Raw genomic sequence first — 17,929 nt, 5'->3', positions numbered from 1 at the left:
ACGCTTCTTCGGTCTTTCGCATACTCCATCGTATTCGCGCGATGCATGGTTCGGCTGGCTCACCATGAGGGAAGCAGTTCGTGACAAGGCATCTTGATCAAAGACGTTTCAACGCGATTGGCAGTCAGCGCCCTCCCTCATGGTGAGCCAGCCGAACCAAGCGCGTTGTGAAAATCTTCGTGTGTCTCGCAGGGTGCGTCAGAATGGATCCAGGGCCGGATTCGGGGCGTTTTTCGCGGCCTCAACGATTGCCAAATCAATAAGGTATACTTAGCATCAACACGAGATGTGCGGGGAGCAGATTCGCTTTCGCGCATAACCGTTGAAACTCCTTCGACGTGGAAGCGCCGCCCCGGCGGGCGGTGTGTTTCCACGTGCCTGCATCGCGGGGTAGTCGTGTCCTTTTCGCCGAATGCGCGCGGTGCGCTTTTCATGTGTGTGGCCCTTGCCGGCTTCACCATCAATGATGCTTTGACCAAGCTTGTCGCCGAAGTCATGAACATGGGACAGGTCATGCTTGTGCGCGGCGTCATGGCGACCGCGCTGATGCTTCTGTTCGCGTGGCGCACGAAAGCGCTGCAGCAGCCCAGAGCCATCCTGCACCCCATGGTCGCGCTGCGGGTTGCCGGCGAGACAGGCGCAACGATCTGCTTCCTGTCGGCTCTTGCCCATATGCCCATCGCCAACCTGACAGCGGTCATGCAGGTGCTGCCACTCACCGTCACCATGGGCGCAGCCTTCTTTCTCAGTGAGCCCGTTGGCTGGCGTCGCTGGAGCGCGATTGCCGTGGGCTTTATCGGTATCCTGATCATCATCAGGCCGGGCTTTGACGCCTTCAACGCCTATTCGCTCTACGGCGTGGCGGCAGTTGCCTTCGCGACCATGCGCGACCTGACAACACGCAAGATCCCCGAGGATATCCCCTCATCCCTGATCTCCACCGCCACCGCCGCAGCGGTCACGCTTGCCGGCGCTGTTCTGGTCGTCCCCTATGGCGGCTGGTCGCCGATGAGCAATGCGGATTTCGCAATCCTTGTCGGCGCGACGCTGTGCGTGGTCTGCGGGTATCATTTCATCGTGGTTTCGCTTCGCGTGGGGGAACTCTCCTTCATCGCGCCCTTCCGGTACACGGCGCTGCTCTGGGCCATTGCGCTCGGCATCGTCCTTTTCGGCGACTGGCCGGACTGGGCCATGATCCTCGGCGCAGGGCTGGTTGTCGGTTCCGGCCTCTACACGCTCTATCGCGAACAGATCATCGACAGGGTCAAACCTGCCGCTGAAAGCACAACCCCCAGCATGGCCACGGAGGGCACATGAGGGGCAACAGGCAGTCACAAAAGCGCCTGACCATTGCCAACGAGGCTGTGCACCGCATCTCCGGTCACAGTCTCTGATAAATCAAGGTTCTTAAGACGTTATGGAAAAGCATTTACCCCGCTCTGCCACCCCTCCCCATATCGTCACGCTGGTGATCGCGAGCGCCACCGCCGCTGTCTCCATGAACCTTTTCCTTCCCTCACTGCCCGGAATGGCGGAGTATTTTCAGGCTGATTACAGGGTCGTCCAGCTTGCGGTTTCGCTCTACCTGGCCGCAACCGCCATATTGCAGCTCGGCATCGGCCCCGCCTCCGACCGCTTTGGCCGCCGGCCGGTCATGCTCACCTCTTTCGTCATCTTCATCCTGGCGACTATCGCCGCCCTTGTGGCCCCCAACATCACCATTTTTCTGATCTGCCGGGTGATGCAGGCCTTCGCCGCCGCCGGCATGGTCCTGTCGCGCGCCATCGTGCGCGACACGGTCGGCGCGGACGAAGCGGCAAGCCGCATCGGCTACATCACCATGGGCATGACGCTGGCCCCCATGCTCGGCCCCGTTATCGGCGGCTTTCTGGATGAGCTCTATGGATGGAAGTCCACCTTCTATCTCATTCTGGGCTTTGGGCTTATCTCTTTCGTGGTGGTCTATCTCGACCTCGGCGAGACCCATCACAACCGTTCGACCAGCCTCACCAAACAGCTGAAAACCTACCCCGAACTGTTCCGCGCCCGTCGCTTCTGGGGTTACACCGCCACAGCGGGGATGGCGTCCGGCGCGTTCTTCGCGTTTCTTGGCGGCGGTCCCTATGTGGCCACCGAGATCCTGGGTCTGACGCCATCACAATACGGCCTGTATTTCATCTTCATCTCGGTCGGCTACATGATCGGCAACTTCATGTCCGGTCGCTATTCGCGGCGCATCGGCATCAACCCGATGATGCTCGCCGGCAACATTGTCGCCTCGCTGGGCCTCCTGCTGGCTCTGGCGCTGTTCCTTGTCGGCTTCTACCATCCAATGTCGCTGTTCGGCCCCTCATTCCTCGTGGGCATCGGCAATGGCATGACCATGCCGAACGCCAATGCAGGCATTGTCAGCGTGCGTCCGCATCTGGCCGGCTCGGCGTCGGGACTGGGCGGAGCGTTGCAGATCGGCGGCGGCGCGGCCCTTTCCGTTCTCGCCGGCGCTCTCCTTTCACCCGATACCGGCCCCTACCCGCTCATCTGGGTCATGCTGATCTCGTCGTCGCTCGGCATCGTCACATCGCTCTATGTGATTTACGTTGCCCGGCAGGTCGGAGATGTTTGAGGCAGGTATATGAGCATGAGCAAGGGCATTGTCGGGATCATTCTTGCCGGTGGCGAAGCCAGCCGCATGGGCGGCGGCGACAAGGGCATGCTCGCGCTTGCGGAAACCTCGCTGATGGAAACGGTGATCGCGCGGCTTTCCCCTCAGGTCGACCGGCTGGCGCTCAACGCCAATGGCGATCCCGAACGCTTTGCGACACTGGGGCTCGATGTGGTCTCCGACCCGCTGCCAGAGCGCGTCGGCCCTCTGGGCGGCATCCTCGCCGGCCTGCAATGGGCACGGCAAAATGCGCCCGGCGCCACCCACATCGTCACGGCAGCAGCCGACACGCCCTTCTTCCCGGATGATCTGGTGGACCGGCTGGCCGAAGCCGGCGGGAGCGCCAAAACGGTGGCCCTTGCGCGTTCAGGCGAAAGGCTGCATCCGGTTTTCGGGCTCTGGCCTGTGTGCATCGCCGACGATCTCGCCCGACATATCGCCGAAGGCGGAAGCCGCCGTGTCGCCGCCTATGCCTGCGATATCCAGAAGGCGGCAATCGTGGATTTCCCGCAAAGCGCCGAAGGCGATCCATTCTTCAACGTCAACACGCCCGATGACCTTGAACAGGCGCGTGAAAGAAGCAGAAGAGAGAAGTCGTGAATCAGCCCGTATTCGGCATTGTCGGCTGGAAAAATTCCGGCAAGACCACTTTGACCGTCGCGCTCGTTGAGACGCTGACGAAACGCGGCTTCAGGATCGCAACGCTGAAGCATGCGCACCACGATTTCGACATTGACCACGAAGGAACGGATTCGTTCCGCCATCGCCGCGCGGGCGCAGGCGAAATCGCCATCGTGTCTGGCAGGCGCTGGGCGATGATCCATGAACTCACTGATGAAAAAGAGCCAACAATGGAGGAGATGCTGTCACGGCTTTCTCCCTGCGATCTGGTGCTCATCGAAGGCTTCAAGCGCGCCGGCCACCCAAAGCTCGAATGCCGCCGGCGGGCTTCCGGCGACAAGGCCTTTCTTGCGGCATCAGACCCGGCAATCGTTGCTGTGGCGGCCGACCACGAAACCGAAGGCGGTGCATTGCCGGTCTTCGACCTTGATGACGTAGACGCCATTGCCGATTTTATCGTCAATCATACGGGAATCGCGCGCGGCGGCGGCTAGGGTCAGAACCCATTAATATGGCCGCAATGGTCGGCCTAATTTGTGCGGATACGCGAAGCAAGACCGCAGGAAGACTTCACGTCTTTCAAGGGTTTGCGACAAAGTAGCCCGTGCAAATCAGGCCGATCCGAAAGACGCTCGATAGACCGGCGACCTGCTGCGTCACCCCCCTGACCGGGGGAAGACCCCGCTCTGCGGGCGTTTCCTTGCATCTTTTGGTCTATCGAACGCCATTGCGGTCATATTAATGGGTTCTGACCCTGGGTTCCTGCGCCTTCCTTGCATTGCCTCTTAGCTATCACCTTTACGGTTGCAATTTGCGGCAAATCGGTGGGAATATCCGGCTTCATGCACCGCCCCGGTCAAAATGGAAGGCGGCACATAATAAGATGAGAGGAACTAGAATGCTTATTTCACGGCGTATCGCGCTCGCCCTGCCCGCAGCCGCTCTGGCGCTCGCAGTTGGCTCGGCCCATGCCCAGGACACGATGAAGCTGAAGATCGGCACCGAAGGCGCCTATCCTCCCTTCAACAACCTGACCGCCGATGGCTCTCTGGAAGGCTTCGACGTAGACATCGCCAAGGCGCTCTGCGCCGAGATGAAGGCGGAGTGCGAGTTCGTGACGCAGGATTGGGACGGCATCATTCCCGCCCTTCAGGCCGGCAAGTTCGACGCCATCATCGCTTCCATGTCGATCACCGAGGACCGCAAGAAGCAGGTCGACTTCTCCAACAAGTATTACAACACGCCGCCGGCGCTCGTTGTGCCGAAGGAATCCGACATCACCGGCACGTCCAGGGAGGATCTGGCCGGCAAGGTGATCGGCGCGCAGGGCGCAACCACCCATGCGACTTTCGCCGAAACGACCTTCAGCGACAGCGACGTGAAGGTTTATCCGACCGCCGAGGAATACAAGCTCGACATGGTGAACGGTCGTCTGGACGCCGTGATCGATGACGTGATCGTGCTTCAGGAGTTCCTCGACAGCGAAGATGGCGCCTGCTGCAAGGTGCTCGGCACGCTTACCCCGGATGAAGCCATCTACGGCCCCGGCATCGGCATTGCCGTGCGTCAGGGCGAGGATGAGCTCCGCGAGAAGCTGAACGCTGCCATCACCGCCATTCGGGAAAACGGAAAATACAAGGAAATCAACGACCAGTATTTCTCGTTCGACGTCTACGGCGATTGAGCGCAGTCATCATGTGTCGATTGACATAGCCGCAGGCGGCCGGACCCGAAAGGTTCGGCCGCCTGTTGCGTATCGGGCGGCGTTTGCTTAAGGGCACCGTTACCAGAAATGAAATCGCCAATCCGCATGGGGGTGCAGGATCAGGCGGTTCGAGTAAGGATTTTGGGAGATGGAAGGGGTTTGGACCCTTTTGAGTTTCGGCCCTGAGGGCTGGGGCGACAATATCGCCAAAGGCGTTCTGTTGACGGTAACCCTGGCGCTGGCCACCTTACCTCTGGGGCTCGCCATCGGCTTCTTCGTCGCGCTGGGCAAGCGCTCGAACGACAAGGCCTTACGGCTTGCAGCAAACATCTACACGACGATTTTCCGCGGTCTTCCTGAACTGCTGACGCTGTTTCTCGTCTTCTACGGCGCGCAGATCGGCCTGCAGAAGCTCGTGCATTTGTTCAACCCGGACGCCAATATCGAGATCAACGCCTTCGTGGCCGGCATGGTCGCGCTGGGCGCTGTGTTCTCCTCCTATGCCAGCGAGGTTTTCCTTGCGGCGTTTCGGGCGATCCCGGACGGGCAATATGAGGGCGGTCACGCAATCGGCCTTTCCAACGGGCAGACCATGCGGCTCGTCATCCTGCCGCAGCTCATTCGCCTCGCCCTGCCTGGCCTGTCCAATCTGTGGCTGATCCTCCTCAAGGACACCGCACTCGTGTCCGTCATCGGCCTCACCGACATCCTGCGCCAGACCGGCATCGCGGCCCGCGTCACCAAGGAGGCGTTCCTGTTCTACGGCATTGCCTGCCTCCTCTATCTCGTCCTCGCCATGCTTTCCTCCATCGCTCTTGGCGCGATCGAAAGACGGACGAAACGCCATGGAGTGCAGCGATGAGCGCGAACGGCACAATTGCGGTGGAACGGCCACCGGAGGTGAAACAGGGCTGGACGCGCGCCCGCATCATCGGCGTCGTTCTGCTCACGATCTGGGCAGCACTTGGGCTCGGCGTGCTGATCTTCATGGTCAATGCATGGGATCCCGAGATCTTCGCCCGCTATGCGCCGCGCTACCTGTCGGGCCTGTGGGTCACGATCCAGCTCGTCGCCGTTTCGGTCATCTGCGGCGCACTGCTCTCCGTTCCCATCGCGCTCGGGCGCATGTCGCGGAACAAGCTGATCGCCGGACTGGCCTATGCCTATGTCTACTTCTTCCGCGGCACGCCGCTTCTGGCGCAGACCTTCCTGATCTATTACGGTCTCGGTTCGTTTCGCCCGGAACTTCAGGCCATCGGTCTCTGGGGCTTTTTCCGCGAGGCCTGGTACTGCGCGGCCTTTGCCTTCACGCTCAACACCTCTGCCTATCAGGCGGAAATCCTGCGCGGCGCGGTGGAAAGCGTCGGGCGCGGACAATGGGAGGCTGCTTCGGCTCTGGGGCTTTCAAAACTCCAGACGCTCCGCAAGATCATCATCCCCCAGGCCCTGATCGTGGCGCTGAGGCCCTATGGCAATGAGATCATCCTCATGATCAAGGGTTCGGCCATCGTCGCCATCATCACGGTCTACGACCTGATGGGCGAGACACGGCGCGCCTATGCCCGCACCTTCGACTTCCAGACTTACATCTGGGCCGCCATCATCTATCTTGGCATTGTCGAGGTGCTGCGCAACGCGATCGACTGGATCGAACTCCGCATCACAAAGCATCTGAAGCGCTAGCGCAACCTGCGCCAGCACACGCATATCAAGGGAGAGAATTTCCGAATGGCAGACGTCGCATTCATCGGGCTCGGGGTCATGGGATATCCGATGGCCGCGCATCTTCAAAACAAGGGCGGTCATACGGTCACGGTCTACAACCGCACGGCCGCCAAGGCCCGGAAATGGGTTGAAGAGCATGGCGGCGCGAGCGCCCCGACGCCCCGTGAGGCCGCCGCAGGCAAGGACTTCGTGTTTTCCTGCGTCGGCAATGACGATGACCTTCGCTCGGTGACACTCGGCGAAGACGGCGCTTTCCAGAGCATGAAGGAAGGCGCCATCTTCATCGACAACACCACGGCGTCGGCGGAAGTGGCGCGCGAACTGGCCGAGGCAGCACAAAAGAGCGGGTTTGGCTTCATCGATGCGCCGGTCTCCGGCGGTCAGGCCGGTGCTGAAAACGGTGTGCTTACGGTCATGTGCGGTGGTGACGAAGCCGTCTTCGAGAAAGCGAAGCCGGTCATCTCCTCCTTCGCGCGCATGGTCGGCCTGATGGGCCCGGCCGGCTCCGGCCAGCTCACCAAGATGATCAATCAGATCTGCATTGCAGGCCTCGTTCAGGGGCTGGCCGAAGGCATTCATTTCGGCCAGAAAGCCGGTCTCGATATCGAAAAAGTCGTCGATGTGATCTCCAAGGGCGCTGCCGGTTCCTGGCAGATGGAGAACCGTCACAAGACGATGAACGAAGGCGCATATGAGTTTGGCTTCGCGGTCGACTGGATGCGCAAGGATCTCGGCATCTGCCTCTCCGAAGCCAATCGCAACGGGGCGAGCCTGCCGGTCACGGCGCTGGTCGACCAGTTCTACAAGGACGTGCAGAAGATGGGCGGCAATCGCTGGGACACTTCATCCCTCCTCGCCCGGCTGTCAAAATAGGAGCGAGCGATGGCTGGCCGGTTCCGGGTGTTTCATGCAGCGATCCTGAGCCTTCTCGTGACACCGGCCTTCATCGCACCGGCCAGCGCCAGCGCAGTTGAGGCACGAGAGATCGACTGGCCGGAACTCTCCCCCGCCCACGGCAATCCTGATGGGCCCGCGCTTGCAACGGGTCTGGACGGAGAAACGATCAGGCTGTCAGGTTATCTCCTGCCGGCCGATCGCGAGGGCGAACTGGTCTACGCCTTCATGCTGGTCGCGCGGCGCGGCGCTTGCAGCCACATGCAGCAGCCGCCGGCCAATCAGGTCATCCGCGTGGTGCCATCAGAGCCCTACCGGCTCAGTTCCAACTATGAGCCGGTCACGATCACGGGCGCTCTGCGCCCCGGCCTGGAAAAGACGCAGCTTTTCATTCTGGACGGAGCGGCCATCATCGAATCCGGCTACACGATGCGCCGCGCCGAAGTGAGCCCGAACCGGAACGCGCCTGCATGGCGCGACCCGTCACAGGACAATCCGTGGCATCGGGTCACAAGAGGTGCCGAACTTTCCGCTCAGCCGCCGTTAGAGCCGCCGGAATCCTTGTCGAGCACCAGATAATCCAGCGGCAGCTCGGTCGTGTATTTGATCTGCTCCATGGCGAAGGTGGACGAGACATCGCGGATCTCGATCTTGCCGATGAGCTTCTTGTAGAAAGCGTCATAGGCCGCAATGTCCGGCACGACCACGCGCAGCAGATAGTCCACATCGCCACTCATGCGGTAGAATTCGACCACTTCGGGAAACTGCTGGATCACTTCGGAAAAGCGCTTCAGCCATTCATGGCTGTGCATGTTGGTGCGGATCGAGACGAAGACATTGACCCGCGCGTTGATCTTTTCCGGATCAAGCACCGCCACCCGCCGGCGAATGACGCCCTCTTCCTCGAGTTTCTGAATGCGCCGCCAGCAGGGCGTCGTCGACAGGCCCACCTTTTTTGCAACATCGGCAACAGCAAGGGTCGAATTTTCCTGCAAGAGGCGCAGGATCTTGCGATCAAGGCGGTCCATGACAAACTCCGGAGAAAATGATTTCCTAAAATGACAGGAGCAACACCGCTCAACAAGAAATTTTTTGCTCACAAAACCGATATTGCGACCGCAGAATTCTCAAACCGGTGAGATAAGCCGATGGATTTCCTCCCGGAGAACCGGCAGCAGATCGCGCTCGAACCAGGGATTCTTCCTGAGCCAGGCAGTGTTGCGCCAGGAGGGATGCGGCAGAGGCAGAACGCGCGGGCTTCGAGGCAGCGCCAATAGCCGCCGCCAGTCACCAACCGTCTCTGTCAGCGTGCGTGAACGCTCGCCCCCCAGATGCCAGGCCTGCGCATATTGCCCGATCACCAGTACGAGTTCGATCTGCGGCATGAGCGCCATCAGCTGCCCACGCCAGGCGGGTGCGCATTCCCGGCGCGGCGGCAGATCTCCGCCTTTCGCATCAAGGCCCGGAAAACAGAACCCCATCGGGACGATGGCAAAACGCGACGGATCGTAGAATGTCGGGCGGTCCACCTGAAGCCAGTCCCGCAGCCGGTCTCCCGAGCGATCATCGAATGGCAGGCCGGACGCGTGAACCCGCGTGCCCGGCGCCTGCCCCGCGATCAGAACACGCGCGGTCGAGGAACCCACCACCACGGGGCGCGGTTCATGCGGGAGGGGTTTGCCCTCGGGATCTTCCACGCAGAGACGGCAGGCGCGGACCTGCTCCAGAAGGGCTGCCAGCGCTCCGTCCTGCATGTCCATGCTCAGGCCTGCGCGCTCGGCCTTCCGGCCACCGTATGATACCAGCGCATCACATGATCGAGCCCATCGGGAATGGAAATCCGCGCCAGCTTCATGAAATCAACGCTTGAGAGCCCGGTAATGTCGGCGATGCTGTAATCATCACCGGCGATGAAAGGCCGGTCAGCGAGTTCAGCATTGAGATAGGTGAGAAATTCCAGCGCCTTGGGCTTGTTCGCCTCACCCCATTCGCCCACCTGCGGCACTTCCCAGTCTTTCATGGCCGGGTGCAGATGGCGAAACGCCTGTGCGACGGGAAAGAACAGGTGCATTTCCACGCGGCGCTGCCACATCTCCACCTGCGCCATGCCGAGCGCCCCCTTGCCGAACAGGGCAGGCTCCGGGTGCAGCGCCTCGAAATACCGACAGATCGCCACCGTCTCGGTGAGAACCGTGCCATCATCAAGCTCCAGCACCGGCAGGCGCTGCAGCGGGTTCAGCCGCGTCAGCGTTTCCGACTTGTGCTCAAGCGCCCCCATGTCCACGGGGACAATCGGCACTTCAATGCCTTTCTCGGCCAGGAATATGCGCACACGCCGTGGATTCGGCGCCCTGCCCCCGTCATAAAGCTTCAACTTGCGTTCCCTGTCCTTCGCCTGAAAACCACTGTCTTACACGTTCCCAGAGGCCGCCGAGCAGGTCATCATCCTGCGACGGAACCTCGCCCTGATGCGCGGCGCGCCAGTCCCGCGGCGCATCGAAGCCGCCGGCCCAGATGCCCCGGCGCGCGCGGCGCGCCTGCGCCTCGACTGCATCGTAATCGCCATAGGCCATCGCCCAGCCAGCCTCCACGAGCGCATGGCCAATATCCTCTCCATCCACCATACAGCGGGCGAGAAGCCGCTCATAGCGATCGCGCTCATATCCCTCGCAAATCACCTCCGCCCGCGCCACCAGCCGCTGCAGGGCGCGAAGCGCCTCACGTCCGCAGGCATAGTTTTGACCATCGCGCGTGCAGGACTGGTTGTATTCCGGCGCATCAATACCCTTGAGGCGGATACGTTCGCCGGACAGGGTGAGCGTATCGCCGTCATGGACGATCACGGCGCCAGTGAGCGTCTCGGTGCTCAGCCACTGAAGCCGGTCAACGAGAAGCGCAATCCCGCCCAGAAGCAGCAGGGTCAGAGCAAGGTCTGCAAGGCGTATGCGCCTGCGACCACGGCGGCGCGTGTATCGACGGCCACTCATTTCCTGAAGGGTCTCTTAATCATTCACAAATAATCTGGGTGGCGAATAGCGGGAATTCGAAACAGGTGATGGTGCCGGAAGCGTCAAAATCGGCCGACAAGTTCGCCGACAAGTTCATTGTGGACCGCACCAAGCCGCATCGCAACAGCAATGTGGGGCTTGCCGTGCGGCGCACGCGTGATCGGCTGTCCCAAAATCTCGGCCCGCCCGATTTCAACCGCGACATGCTCAAACTGCATGCGCGGGCCATCCTCTCCAACGCCATCAAGCCGCCCCTGCTGATCGTTTCAATCTGCGTGGGCGGTCTCTATGCGGGGTTCGACGCACAGCGGATTTTCACCTGGGCGTTTGCCTGCCTCGCCTGCTACCTGCCGCTCTTTGCCCTGGCGCATCGCCTCAACCGGCTGCCGGAAAACGAAATCGAGGTCACGCGCACGCGTTATCGCTTATATGCCGCGCATTTCGCCAGCGGCCTCGGATGGGCCTATTTCGCCATTTTACCAGCCCCCGCAGGCGCATTGACGGACCCGGCCGTCATTCAGGGCGCGGTGCTTCTGTTCGTCATCGCGGGAACGGCCATCGTCACCGCATCGCTTGGCGGTGCGCTTGTCGCGGCCTTCGCGCTGCCCGTTTGCCTCTTCGCCTTCACAGTCAGCGCAGAGCCCGACACAGCGAGCATGGTTACGGCGCTGGTTCTCGCCGCATCGCTGCCATTCCTCGCCTATGTGGCGCATCACCGCAATCGCGCGGCTCTGAGACTGCTTGCCTTTGAGAGCGAAAAGAATGCGCTGATCGGAGAACTGGAAACCGCAAAATCCATGTCGGATGAGGCGCGCCGGCGCGCCGAAGAGGCAAATCTCGCCAAGTCGCGCTTTCTCGCATCCATGAGCCATGAGCTCAGAACGCCGCTCAACGCCATTCTCGGCTTTTCCGAGGTCATGGCGAACCAGGTGCTCGGTCCACTCGACAATCCCACCTACCGGGATTACGCAAACGACATTCACACATCCGGCAAACATCTGCTCAGCCTGATCAACGAGATCCTCGATCTTTCGCGCATCGAGGCGGGACGGTACCGGCTGAACGAGGAACCGCTCCTTCTCGGCCCCATCGTGGAAGACTGCTGCCGACTGATGGAGATGAAGGCGCGCGGCAAGGGCATCAGCCTCAGGCTGGAAGTCGAACCGACGCTCTTACGCCTTTTCGCCGACGAGCGCGCCATCCGCCAGATCACGCTCAACCTGCTTGCCAATGCGGTGAAATTCAGCCCCACGGGAAGCGAAGTGCGCATTCGCGTCGGCTGGACGGCCGGTGGCGGGCAGTATCTGGCAATCAAGGACAATGGCCCCGGCATCCCCGACGACGAGTTGGCCGTCGTTCTTTCTGCCTTCGGTCAGGGCTCCATCGCCATAAAGAGCGCCGAACAGGGCACGGGCCTTGGCCTGCCCATCGTACAGGGGCTGACAGCGCTGCATGACGGGGTCTTCGAGCTGAATTCGAGACTGCGCTCGGGCACGGACGCCATTGTCGCCTTCCCCCGCTCGCGGGTGATGGAAGAGCTTCCAGCCGTTCCAAGAGAGCGCAAACGCGCCTCAGGCGGAGCCGCCTGAGGCTGCCTGACAGTTTATCCTAATCGCTTGGCGACTTCAGCCACGCCGCCGGCAAGAGCGGCAGCCGACTTCACGAGACCGACCGCAATCGCACCGGCGCAGCCTTCTTCGCCCGAGAACCCCAGGTCGAGAAGCGGCTCAAGTTCGAGCTTTTCAGCCGCCCATATCTCAAGCGAAGAGCCGGCGCCGGCCAGAACGCAATGCGAGATCATGTCCGGCGACAAACGGTAAAGGACGGCGGCGGCAGCAAGCGCCGGCACACCGTCGAGCACCACAGGAATGCCCTGCGCGCGGGCAGCAAGAATGGCGCCGGTCAGAGCCGCGATGTCGCGTCCGCCAAGCCGGCGCAAGGCCTCCAGGGGATCGGCAAGCTGCCCCGCATGGCAGGAAAGCGCGCCTGCGACGATATCCCGGTCAGCGCCATCGACCACATCGGCTCCGCCCTCGAACAGTGCCGTGAGAAGTGCGGATGCAGCCGCCCTCGCCTGCGCACCAACAGCACCAACGCAAAGCAGGTCAACGCCCTCGGCCGTTGCCTCCATGCCGAACGCGATGGTCGCGGCGCAGGAGCGTTCATCCAGAGATGCGCCCTTGCGGATGTCGTCCGCGGGCAGATCGAGCGCCAGGTCGAACACGTTCAGCGAAAGATCGTTCGCCACGCAGAGATGAGAAACCGCAGCCGCACCGGCAGCAACGGCATCCACGCGCGCACGCTGCGCGGCAAGCGGATCGCCTGCATCTTCCGTCGCAAAACCATGCGTCGCGGCATAGAGCGCGACACCGGATTTGCCGATCAACGGCGGCACACGGCGGCGCGTGCGCGCAAGCCAGACACCCAGCGTCCTGAGACGTCCCAGCGCCTCACCCGCATAACCCGCCCGGTCGAATGCCTGCGCCATGGCTGTCGCGGCATTGTCGTCAGGCGCTTCGATCTGCTCGAGCAGCGAGCGCACATCGTCGAAAGGCATTCCGGAGAAGGACATGAAATCTGGTTCCCGATTGGTTTCGGCAACGAGATACCCACCACAGCCGCCCGGTGCAATGGTGAATAGACGGGCGCGGCGACTTGCGCCACAGGACGCCATGCCCCATGTCTTGGCAGAACACTGGAAAGACCATGCCTGACATGAAATCGCCCTGCATCCTCGTATGCTCCATCGACCTGACATCGGGACTTTGCTTCGGCTGCGGGCGCACGCGCGAGGAGATCGCCGGCTGGATCGCCATGTCGGACGAGGAGCGCGGCGCAATCATGGACGCACTTCCAGCGCGTCTTGAGACGATAGAACGCAAACCACGACGCGAAACCCGGCGGAGCCGGCTCGCACGAACGCGCGCACAGGAGCAATAGCCATGCGGCTTTTCTGGATTGTCATGGCGCTGCTTGGCGGCGGTTTGATCCTGCTGATCGCCAATCACGATTCCGGCCGTGTCCTCGGGCTGGAGAACGCCACCTTTGCCGCAACGCTTTATCTCGGGCTCTGGGGCGCGGTCCTGCTGGTCGGCATTCTGGGATCGGGCATGCGGATTGGCGAAGCCGCACGCTCCCTCGCCTTCTGGGTGTTCCTGCTTCTCGCACTCATCGCCGTCTATCAGTATCGCTACGAGCTTCAGGATGTCGCAAGCCGCGTCACGGCCGGCCTCATCCCCGGCAGCCCCGTCTCCATGGTCAGCAGCGAGGGCAATGCCCGGGTCATGGTGGAGCGCTCGGCCAACGGGCATTTCGAGGTGATCGCCGATGTGAACGGACAGGCTCTGCGCATGCTCATCGACACAGGTGCGAGCAGCATCGTTCTGTCCGACGATGATGCGAAACGGGCCGGTTTCGACCCGTCCACACTGCGTTTTCAGATCCCGGTCGCGACCGCCAACGGCACCGCCATGGTCGCCCGCGCCCGGGCGCAGGAAGTGCGCATAGGCGCAATCGCGCGCAGCGATGTGCCGGTCTACATCGCCCAGCCCGGCCGCCTTGGGCAGAGCCTTCTGGGCATGAGTTTCATCAACACCCTTTCCGGCTTCGAACTGCGCGGCGACCGGATCGTCCTGCAGGACTGACAGGCCGTTTAAGGTCCGCCCCATCACGGACCTCCTCCAGCAAATCGCCGGAGGAGATCTGGTTTATCAGCGAGAACCCGACAGGACTTTGGCTTCGACTTCCAGCCGATAGCGGGCGCCGACCCTCCGCCATTCCCTGGCAATGTCCTTGCGCATCACCTTGAGACGCTTTTGGGCCAGACGCCTGCCTTCTCCATTTTCCGTATAGACCAGCCTTAGAACCGACGGTTCCTTGTCGAGCAGCTCGACCATCCGGGCAAGGCCAGCCTGCCATTCAGGACGCAGAGCCACCACACCCTCGTCAAAGGCCGCGTCGCTCAGATCAAGCCGCACAACACGACCAACGGAAGCACCGAACAGGAACTTGGAGGCCTTGCCGGCAGTCAGGCGGACGACACGCGGATTCTCCGTCGTGAGACGATAGCCGGAAGGCAGGGAACGCGTGTCGAGCTTCAGAATATAGTTCGAGCCTATACGGCGATCGGGCAGATCCGCACAGGCGATGTGGAAGCGACCTTCCGCATCCGCCGTCACCAAAAGCCCTTTCACCGTGGCAACCCGAACACCGGCAAGACCGCGCTCCCCATCGTCCTGATACCCGTTGCGGTTCTTGTCATCGAACACCTTGCCGATGATGTCGCCACAATCAAACAGCGGATCAGCCATGACTTCAACAACGGCCGAGGCAACACGCGACATTCGATTACCCTCAGGGTCTTCAACCCACGTCCGGTTCACATATTCGTCAGGCTAGGCGGCTGCTGTAACCGCAAGATCAAGCGTAATCTCGACGGCCTCGTCCCTTGTAATGACAACTTTCTCGAAAGTGAGCTTCCGGCCCGCAACGACCGTGTCAATCGAGGCACCATCGCATGGCCGTTCCTAGTACGAAGGTGACCCCGGGAGGCGTCATGACGACGATGTTCACTGTGACCTGAGACCCTGAACTTCCTCCAAGATTTGGTAGGGTCCGTCACGATAAGGAGACGGACGGATGAAGCGTTCACGGTTCACTGAAGAACAGATTATCGGGATATTGAAGGAGCAGGAGGCTGGTCTGCCGACTGCTGAGGTTTGCCGCAACCACGGGATCAGCAGTGCGACCTTCTACAAATACAAGGCCAAATATGGTGGCATGGATGTTTCCGACGCCCGCAAGCTGAAGGCTCTGGAAGATGAGAATGCCAAGCTGAAGAAGCTGTTGGCGGAGACCATGCTGGATGTTGCCCTTTTGAAGGATGTCGCTTCAAAAAATGTATGGTCCGCCTCGTCCGTGCAAGGGTACGCGACATCGTGAGCGACGATTCCAGTTGCATAAATGTATCCGGCCTCTCGCGAGCGGACTGCGGTTGCAGCCAGGCCATGATGAGATCCGCACACGCCGTTCCCAATAAATGGTTCGGGCACGAAGCCCGCTTTTTTGCACAGGGCTTACGGCATGTTGATCCACTGTTTCGTCATCACTATTCCCGAGCCTTGCAATCGAACCAGGAGCATCAGGCGAATACAGGATCTCTGCGCTCGTAGAGTGCTCCCGGCTTGGTCAGGACGACCCAGACGATCCGGGCCATTTTTGCGGCAAGTGCGACAATGGCTTTGTTCAGGTGCATTCGGGCTTGGAGACCATCCAGCCAGCTTCCCAGTCGATCCTTTGTTCGGTCGAGGTGTCTGAAGCAGGATCGCGCACCATGGACCAGCAGTTTACGGACGTATCGATTACCTCGCTTGCTGATGCCGAGGAGCTTTTGCTTCCCTCCCGTCGAGTATTCTCGCGGCACAAGGCCCAGCCATGCGGCCAGATCACGAGCTTTCTGGAACTGTCTACCGTTTCCAACAGCAGCAAGCAGTGCTGTCGCACCGAGAGCTCCGATTCCGGGGATTGTCATCAGCCGTCGTGCAGCATCCTCTCGATCAGCGATCGCTTCGATCTCGCGTGTCACATCAGCAATCCGCGTTTCCAACTGATGCAGGTCGGCAAACAGTTCGCTGAGCAGTTTGCGCATTGCGGGAGAAAGATCGTTAGCTGGATCCTTAAGAGCCTCGGGCAGGTCGAGCTTGAACAGACCTGCACCTTGACGTAGCGCGACACCGTATTCGAGGCAAAAAGCGCGCATCTGGTTGATCAGGCGGGTTCGCGTGCCGATCATTTGGTCACGCACCCGGTGCAAGGCTTGAAGGTCGGCCTGCTCCTCAGTCTTGAGTGCAGCAAATCGCATCGTTGGTCGCGTGGCGGCCTCGGCGATTGCCTCCGCGTCGATGATGTCACTCTTGTTCGACTTTACGTAAGGCTTCACAAATAGGGCCGGGATCAGCCGAACCTTGTGACCGAGCGTCTGGATCTTCCTCGCGACCCACTGAGACCCTGCGCAGGATTCCATCCCTACAATCGCCGGTGCTGCCCGCTGGAAGAATTGAAGCAACGTGTCCCGTCGGAACCTAACCCGCTGAACAACCGTGCCGTCGCTCCCTAACGCGACGACGTGGAAGATGTTCTTACCAAGATCAATCCCATAGACCGCTGCGGGACGCGGCGCATTGCGTTTAGGCATAGCAACCTCCTTTGGTTTGACGGCCTCATGATGCGGCAGGAGGACGAGGCGGACCATCCCATTAATGGTGACGCCCGATGCGAAGCGGGATGCGGTGGCTCATGCCTGTTCAGAGCATGGGGTGAGCCAGCGTCGGGCGTGTTCTGTGTTGTCGGTTGACCGGTCGAGTGTGCGATACCGTAGCATCCGGCCTGATGACGCACATATCCGGGAGGCCATGAAGACGGTAGCTTCCGAACGCCGCCGTTTCGGCTACCGGCGCATCCACGTCATGCTGGAACGGCAAGGACTGATCATGAATCTGAAGAAGCTCAGACGGCTCTACCGGGAAGAGAAGCTAACGGTGCGCAAGCGGGGTGGTCGTAAGCGCGCCCTGGGCACCAGGCGTCCATTGGCATTGCCATCACGAGCCAACGAACGGTGGAGCCTGGACTTTGTCAGCGACGCCTTCACCGATGGACGCAGGTTCCGTGTGCTGGCAGTCGTGGATGACTTCACGCGTGAGTGTCTGGCATTGGTCGCGGATACATCACTGTCGGGTCGCCGGCTCAGCAGGGAGCTGGATGCAATCCTCATAAGAAGAGGCAAGCCCCGAACGATTGTTTCCGACAACGGCACGGAAATGACCAGCACGGCCATCCTCAAATGGTGTCAGGAGACCCACGTCAAATGGCACTACATCGCACCGGGCAAGCCAATGCAGAATGGTCTCGTGGAAAGCTTTAACGGCAGCTTCCGCGACGAGTGCCTGAATGAAACCCTATTCTCGAAACTTGCTCATGCCCGCGCCGAGATCACCGCATGGAAGGAGGATTACAACCGGAACAGGCCACATTCCTCATTGGGCAACATCACGCCCAAAGAGTTCGCCATAAAAATGGCTCCGGAAAAACGGGCCGCATAAGGTCAGACTAAAAACTCAAGACTCTCCCGAAAACTGGAGGGAACTAGGGTCTCAGGTCAGGCGAGTTTGATGAGAGCGAGATAGTTCTCGTCGTGCTTTTCGTATCGTGTGTAACCGGTGTTCTGACCCCACCTTCCTTGTGAGGGTATGATCTGCGAGTCCCTGCGCGGTTTAGTTTGGCAGGGATTTTCTCCATGGAGCGCTCAACGGATTTTCT

At 60.8% G+C, this 17,929-nt stretch carries 19 protein-coding genes and 2 pseudogenes; 14 read left to right on the top strand and 7 right to left on the bottom strand.

Annotated features, from left to right (window positions below):
* The first annotated feature begins 396 nt into the window (after positions 1-396).
* The 9 genes from NDI72_RS14255 (at position 397) to NDI72_RS14215 (ending at position 8,186) form a co-directional block, all read left to right on the top strand.
* On the top strand, positions 397-1,317 hold the full coding sequence (locus NDI72_RS14255) for a DMT family transporter (RefSeq protein ID WP_113155407.1): 921 nt from the start codon (positions 397-399) through the stop codon (positions 1,315-1,317).
* Between the two features lie 100 nt (positions 1,318-1,417).
* Positions 1,418-2,623 carry a multidrug effflux MFS transporter gene (locus NDI72_RS14250; protein ID WP_113155408.1) on the top strand — a complete coding sequence of 402 codons (1,206 nt, stop codon included), beginning with the start codon at positions 1,418-1,420 and terminating at the stop codon, positions 2,621-2,623.
* Between the two features lie 9 nt (positions 2,624-2,632).
* Positions 2,633-3,262: a molybdenum cofactor guanylyltransferase MobA gene (gene mobA, locus NDI72_RS14245; protein WP_222473910.1), complete on the top strand. Its 630-nt coding sequence runs from the start codon at positions 2,633-2,635 to the stop codon at positions 3,260-3,262.
* The gene (gene mobB / locus NDI72_RS14240; protein ID WP_206552354.1) at positions 3,259-3,777 is read left to right on the top strand and encodes a molybdopterin-guanine dinucleotide biosynthesis protein B; all 519 of its coding nucleotides are present in this window, start codon (positions 3,259-3,261) and stop codon (positions 3,775-3,777) included. Before mobA ends, mobB begins: the two co-directional genes overlap by 4 nt.
* A 404-nt stretch (positions 3,778-4,181) precedes the next feature.
* Positions 4,182-4,967 carry an ABC transporter substrate-binding protein gene (locus tag NDI72_RS14235; protein WP_113155410.1) on the top strand — a complete coding sequence of 262 codons (786 nt, stop codon included), beginning with the start codon at positions 4,182-4,184 and terminating at the stop codon, positions 4,965-4,967.
* 169 nt (positions 4,968-5,136) lie between these two features.
* Complete coding sequence (locus tag NDI72_RS14230) at positions 5,137-5,850, top strand: ABC transporter permease (protein ID WP_113155411.1); 714 nt, start codon at positions 5,137-5,139, stop codon at positions 5,848-5,850.
* Positions 5,847-6,671, top strand: coding sequence for an ABC transporter permease (locus NDI72_RS14225; RefSeq protein ID WP_113155412.1), 825 nt, complete (start codon positions 5,847-5,849; stop codon positions 6,669-6,671). Before NDI72_RS14230 ends, NDI72_RS14225 begins: the two co-directional genes overlap by 4 nt.
* A gap of 24 nt (positions 6,672-6,695) precedes the next feature.
* Positions 6,696-7,586, top strand: coding sequence for an NAD(P)-dependent oxidoreductase (locus NDI72_RS14220; RefSeq protein WP_224873420.1), 891 nt, complete (start codon positions 6,696-6,698; stop codon positions 7,584-7,586).
* A 9-nt stretch (positions 7,587-7,595) separates the two neighbouring features.
* Positions 7,596-8,186: a DUF3299 domain-containing protein gene (locus NDI72_RS14215; RefSeq protein WP_283800769.1), complete on the top strand. Its 591-nt coding sequence runs from the start codon at positions 7,596-7,598 to the stop codon at positions 8,184-8,186.
* Here NDI72_RS14215 and NDI72_RS14210 read toward each other — a convergent pair.
* The 4 genes from NDI72_RS14210 to NDI72_RS14195 form a co-directional block, all read right to left on the bottom strand.
* Positions 8,141-8,635, bottom strand: a complete 495-nt coding sequence (locus NDI72_RS14210; protein ID WP_113155415.1) for an Lrp/AsnC family transcriptional regulator — start codon at positions 8,633-8,635, stop codon at positions 8,141-8,143. The two genes, NDI72_RS14215 and NDI72_RS14210, sit on opposite strands and share 46 nt — an antisense overlap.
* Before the next feature lie 99 nt (positions 8,636-8,734).
* Positions 8,735-9,367, bottom strand: a complete 633-nt coding sequence (locus tag NDI72_RS14205; RefSeq protein WP_244974844.1) for a uracil-DNA glycosylase family protein — start codon at positions 9,365-9,367, stop codon at positions 8,735-8,737.
* A gap of 2 nt (positions 9,368-9,369) precedes the next feature.
* Entirely contained in the window at positions 9,370-9,981 is a 612-nt protein-coding gene (locus NDI72_RS14200; RefSeq protein WP_206546326.1) for a glutathione S-transferase, read from the bottom strand.
* A complete protein-coding gene (locus tag NDI72_RS14195; RefSeq protein WP_283800768.1) occupies positions 9,968-10,594 on the bottom strand; it encodes a thermonuclease family protein in 627 nt (208 codons plus the stop codon). The genes NDI72_RS14200 and NDI72_RS14195 overlap by 14 nt, the downstream gene beginning before the upstream one ends.
* A gap of 68 nt (positions 10,595-10,662) precedes the next feature.
* Here NDI72_RS14195 and NDI72_RS14190 point away from each other — a divergent pair, with 68 nt between their 5' ends.
* On the top strand, positions 10,663-12,204 hold the full coding sequence (locus NDI72_RS14190) for a sensor histidine kinase (RefSeq protein ID WP_283800834.1): 1,542 nt from the start codon (positions 10,663-10,665) through the stop codon (positions 12,202-12,204).
* A gap of 14 nt (positions 12,205-12,218) precedes the next feature.
* On the opposite strand, the gene NDI72_RS14185 is transcribed toward NDI72_RS14190, so the two are convergent.
* Positions 12,219-13,187 carry a nicotinate-nucleotide--dimethylbenzimidazole phosphoribosyltransferase gene (locus NDI72_RS14185; RefSeq protein ID WP_283800767.1) on the bottom strand — a complete coding sequence of 323 codons (969 nt, stop codon included), beginning with the start codon at positions 13,185-13,187 and terminating at the stop codon, positions 12,219-12,221.
* A gap of 143 nt (positions 13,188-13,330) precedes the next feature.
* On the opposite strand from NDI72_RS14185, the gene NDI72_RS14180 reads away from it, so the two are divergent.
* Both NDI72_RS14180 and NDI72_RS14175 read left to right on the top strand, forming a co-directional pair.
* Entirely contained in the window at positions 13,331-13,555 is a 225-nt protein-coding gene (locus NDI72_RS14180) for a DUF1289 domain-containing protein (protein WP_206546393.1), read from the top strand.
* Between the two features lie 2 nt (positions 13,556-13,557).
* On the top strand, positions 13,558-14,259 hold the full coding sequence (locus NDI72_RS14175) for a retropepsin-like aspartic protease family protein (protein WP_283800766.1): 702 nt from the start codon (positions 13,558-13,560) through the stop codon (positions 14,257-14,259).
* A 66-nt stretch (positions 14,260-14,325) separates the two neighbouring features.
* Here the strand turns inward: NDI72_RS14175 and NDI72_RS14170 are convergent, their stop codons facing one another.
* Positions 14,326-14,958, bottom strand: a complete 633-nt coding sequence (locus NDI72_RS14170) for a hypothetical protein (RefSeq protein ID WP_283800765.1) — start codon at positions 14,956-14,958, stop codon at positions 14,326-14,328.
* Between the two features lie 295 nt (positions 14,959-15,253).
* Here NDI72_RS14170 and NDI72_RS14165 point away from each other — a divergent pair.
* Positions 15,254-15,517: pseudogene (locus NDI72_RS14165) on the top strand (transposase); the annotation flags it as partial.
* A gap of 238 nt (positions 15,518-15,755) precedes the next feature.
* Here NDI72_RS14165 and NDI72_RS14160 read toward each other — a convergent pair.
* Positions 15,756-16,808, bottom strand: a complete 1,053-nt coding sequence (locus NDI72_RS14160; protein ID WP_283800764.1) for an IS110 family RNA-guided transposase — start codon at positions 16,806-16,808, stop codon at positions 15,756-15,758.
* 64 nt (positions 16,809-16,872) lie between these two features.
* Between NDI72_RS14160 and NDI72_RS14155 the strand changes: the two are divergent.
* Positions 16,873-17,712, top strand: a pseudogene (locus tag NDI72_RS14155) (IS3 family transposase); the annotation flags it as partial.
* Between the last annotated feature and the right edge of the window lie 217 nt (positions 17,713-17,929).

The organism is Nitratireductor sp. GZWM139, assembly GCF_030068685.1.
GTDB lineage: Bacteria > Pseudomonadota > Alphaproteobacteria > Rhizobiales > Rhizobiaceae > Nitratireductor > Nitratireductor aquimarinus.
Note: the sequence above shows the minus strand (reverse complement) of the source record. Positions and strands in the feature narration are given on the sequence as shown.